Below are 4,254 nucleotides of genomic sequence, written 5' to 3'. Positions count from 1 at the left end.
AAGGGCAATCGGAGGCTTCGGATAGATAATGAAAAGAACACCTTATAAAATTTGTCTAAAAAAGTGTTGCCAAACCATCCATTGCAATCGCGTATACCTGCTCTGTGACTTTATGCTCATCGTAAAAAAGGCTGGAAAGTAAGAGGTAGCTTCGAAAATCATCAAAAAATTGGCGATTTTTCTCATTGAATTGTTGCTCGATCAGATTGGTTTGCTCTCGCCAATAGGTCGTCTCTTGTTTATTTGCCATGTTTCCTCACTCCTTAAATAATCCTTCGACTTTCTTCATTAGGTTCGTCCATTGTTCTCTAAATTGTGCCAAATAGTCTATGCCTTTCGGGGTGATCGAGAAGTACTTGCGATCAGGTCCTTCAGGTGATTTTTTTATCTCAGAGGTAATAAGTTCTTGTTTTTCCAACTTCTGCAGCAAAGGATAGATCGTGCCGCCAACGATCGTTTCAAAGCCTCTTTGCTTCAGTTCCTGTACCAGTTCATAACCATAAATCTCTTTTTGAGCAATCACTTGCAAAACACACCCTTCCAAAACCCCTTTTAGCAATTGCGTCTCTTTCACGATTTCCCTCCTTTGGTTCCCTTTATCTAGTTTGTTATACAAACTAGTGTTGTACCTAGTATACGTGTTTGACACTAGTTTGTAAAGCATACTAGTAGAATAAAAAAATCTCCTAAGAAGATTTTTCTTCTAGGAGATTTTTTTATCAGATGAATCAACGCTTCACCCCGCGTTGATAGGAATCATTGTAAGCTTGAAAGGACTTATCGTGAAGTTTCGCCGATGCATCTGCCAACCAGTTGACATTTCTGATCAATGCGCGGCCTTGTAACACCAAATCCACTTGATTGGTTTGCAAAAGATATTCGCAAAGATCAGGATTATCCAATAAACCGACTGCTGCTACGGGAATATCGACCACTTGCTTGATAGCTGCAGCAAAGGGCACTTGATAGCCATCATAGATCGGAATATTAGGCTTTTTATCCACCACACCGCCTGTGGAACAGTCAAGACAATCAATGCCATCTGCTTGAAGCCATTGGGCCACTTGCTGCCAATCTTCCAACGAATTTTGGCGTCCTGGTTCTTCATAGTCTGTCAGTGACAAGCGCATCCACAAGGACCCAGAAAAGACTGCCCGAACTGCTTGTACCGTTTCTTTTACAAAGCGATAGCGATTCTCTAAGGAACCACCATACTGGTCGGTGCGTTGATTGACGAGAGGCGAAAGAAATTGATCCATCAAGTAGCCATGAGCCCCATGAAGTTCGATCATCGTGACACCCGTATTGGCTGCTCGTTGGGCAGCCTGAACAAAACTATCTTGCACCCGTTTGATCTCCGACAGGGTCATTTCTGACGGTAATGGGTAGCGCTCGTTAAAGGCAACGGCACTTGGTGCCAAAGGATTGGTGGCATCAACTGCTTTTCGTCCTGCATGGCTTAGTTGGATGCCTACTTGCGCATCGAACCCATGCAGCAGTTCCACCAATTTCGTCAGCTCTGTTTGCTGCTCTTCATTCCATAACCCTAGATCATTGTTTGTGATTCGTCCGTCTGGTTCAACGGCAGTCGCTTCAATAATGATCAAGCCGACTTTGCTTAATGCTCGTGCCCCGTAGTGAACAAAATGAAAAGGCTCCGCAACACCGTCTTCTTTTTTTACTTCATACATACACATCGGCGACATAACGACGCGGTTGGCCAATGCTAAATTCGCTAGCTTCACTGGTGACAATAATTTGGACATGCTGACACTCCCTCAACGATTTTTCGCTTTGTATTTTTCTCTATATTCAGTATAAACAGCCCCTTCAAAAACACAAGCAATGACCCTTTTTCTCATTTTTAAAACAAAAAAATAGACGCATTCTGCTTGCTCCCATGACATTGGAACAATCAGTTGCCTCTTCCCACTATTATTATACCGCATCCAGAGTCAAAAAAATAGACTAGTATTTTTGGTGGATGCTCGTATAATTGAGATACTTTGGAGAATGGATGTGAGTCTGAATGAACGACCTAAAGGCTGAAAAGAAGCATCTCGCAGACACGTACCAGCAATTGCTGACACGAAAGACAATGCTGAGCACCTTCTTGACTGAAGGCAGAAAAAAAGATCGCCTTGCGATGCAAAGCATCGGCGAAGAGATTCGCTTAAACTTTGATAATTTTGCTGACCGTTTAGATACTTTTGCTGCCATCGAAAGTAAGAACCGTGAGATCGACCAAATGAACGCCGCTCTTCAATCTGCTGAACTTGAATTAGCTGCCATCGACCGTCTACTGGATAGTCCCTACTTTGGTAAAATCTCCCTACAGTTTGAAGATGAGGAAACAATAGAAGATTTTTACATTGGGATCAATGGTTTTGTTAATGAAAATAAGGAAGGGCTGATCTATGATTGGCGCTCCCCAATTGCCGAATTGTTCTATGCAAAACGCTTGGGCCCGGTCTCTTATCAAGTGAACAATCAGACGATTTCTGTCGCTCTTGAACATCGCCGACAATTTATTATCGAAAAAGATCAATTGAAGCAAGCCTTTGATACCTCAGTCGCGATTCAAGATGAAGTGTTACTGGCAGCCCTTGAGGCCAATAATAGCCAAAAAATGCAAGATATCACTGCTTCGATCCAACACGAACAAAACGTCATCATCCGTGACTTAGCGCATAAAAACCTACTGGTCAACGGTGTTGCTGGAAGCGGAAAAACGTCTGCTGTCATGCAGCGAATCGCCTTTTTGCTGTACCATTTTCGTGAAGAGATGACCGTAGAGAATGTCTTGATCCTCTCCCCGAACTCTCGGTTTATTGATTATATTTCGCAAGTGCTGCCTTCCCTCGGTGAAAAAAATCCATTGACGTTGACCATGCGCCAGTTTTGCCAAGCATTTCCTAGTGTTGACTTAGAATCGGAAGAGGCGTATTTTGACCGCATCCAGCAAACACCCAGTGAAGCAATCGACCTTTTGCGCAGTGCGGACTTCAGTCGCTTTCTTCAATCCTTGAGCAAACAGCTGCCAGAAGAACTTGTGCTTCAGTTTAAACCAATCAAAAGAAAAAACGTCGTCCTTTTTTCTGAAGAAACGATCGACACTTTCTTCCAAGAGACACCGAAACAGGCATCCTTGCGCGATCGCATCCAAGCAGTCAAAAAGAAATTGGCTTACGCTTGGGAGGATCGACTGCAAAAAAATGCCTTAGCAGCAAATGTTCACGATCAAGTTCGTTCTTTGACTGAAGACAAACAGCGCTCCCTATTAGGGACAGTTTTAAAGGATGATTCAGAAAAAACGATTCAGAAAGCAGCCATTCGCCTCCTGAAGAAAAAATACGCAAAAGTTTCCAAACAAATCAACGACCTTACTTGGTTTGATACGAAACGATTGTTAGCAGACAGTGCCGACTATTTTACTCATGGACAGATCACTTTGACGCAAACAACAGATAGTTTGGATTATACCGTTTGTCTATTGCTGATTCGTCATTTGCTCGCCGAAAAACAACCTGTCCCTGCGTTACGCTATCTGTTTATCGATGAAGTCCAAGATTATACGCCAGCACAAATTCAGTTTCTATTATGTCTTTTTCCTATGGCCGCTTTTACCCTCGTGGGGGATCAGCAACAGGCGATCTTTACAAGTGCCATCACCGTATCAGAAATCCAAACGTTATTTCAACAACAGGCGAAATTCCTCGAAACGTATCAGCTGACTACGAGTTATCGTTCTAGCGGTGCAATCACGCGGTTATTTGCCCAAATGCTACCAAAAAAACCAATTTAAAGATCTCTGCCGTTCGACCAGAAGGAAAGTTGCCACAGTTTTATGCCAATCTGCCTGACGTTGCGTTAGTAGACATAGTAAAGGAACTTAAGCAACCAGTAACGATCATCACCAAAGATAGTCGATCCAGTGAGGAGCTCAAACAGTTCTTCGATAAACAGGCCGTGTCATTTCATGGAACGGTTTTACCGATTCATCTTGCCAAAGGATTGGAATTTAAGCAGGTCCTCCTATATGATGTCTCAGAAGAAAATTATCATACCGATCAAGACCGGCGAATTCTCTACACGGCGATTTCTCGTGCAATGGAAGAACTGGTGGTAACTTCAAAAGGAACCTTTTCGCCGTTTCTCCCTCCTTGCTAGTAGAACGAAAAACGGCTCTATAATTTATGGGACTGATGAATCAGAATTGATTCTTCAGCCCCATTTTCATTTTAGGTATTAAAA

Annotated in this window: 3 protein-coding genes and 1 pseudogene; 1 reads left to right on the top strand and 3 read right to left on the bottom strand. The window is 42.9% G+C overall.

Features of this window, described 5'->3' with window-relative positions:
* Positions 1-55: 55 nt before the first annotated feature.
* The 3 genes from ACI3E5_RS17455 to ACI3E5_RS17445 form a co-directional block, all read right to left on the bottom strand.
* On the bottom strand, positions 56-250 hold the full coding sequence (locus tag ACI3E5_RS17455; protein WP_498822136.1) for a hypothetical protein: 195 nt from the start codon (positions 248-250) through the stop codon (positions 56-58).
* Positions 251-256: 6 nt separating this feature from the next.
* Positions 257-574 (bottom strand): PadR family transcriptional regulator, encoded by a 318-nt coding sequence (locus ACI3E5_RS17450; protein WP_498822137.1) that lies wholly within the window; start codon positions 572-574, stop codon positions 257-259.
* A gap of 154 nt (positions 575-728) precedes the next feature.
* Complete coding sequence (locus ACI3E5_RS17445) at positions 729-1,766, bottom strand: NADH:flavin oxidoreductase/NADH oxidase (protein ID WP_081117323.1); 1,038 nt, start codon at positions 1,764-1,766, stop codon at positions 729-731.
* 263 nt (positions 1,767-2,029) lie between these two features.
* Here ACI3E5_RS17445 and ACI3E5_RS17440 point away from each other — a divergent pair.
* Positions 2,030-4,170, top strand: a pseudogene (locus tag ACI3E5_RS17440) (HelD family protein).
* The last annotated feature ends 84 nt before the right edge of the window (positions 4,171-4,254 follow it).

Source organism: Candidatus Enterococcus avicola (assembly GCF_047470845.1).
Classification (GTDB): domain Bacteria; phylum Bacillota; class Bacilli; order Lactobacillales; family Enterococcaceae; genus Enterococcus_D; species Enterococcus_D casseliflavus.
This window is presented reverse-complemented; position numbering and strand designations above follow the sequence as displayed.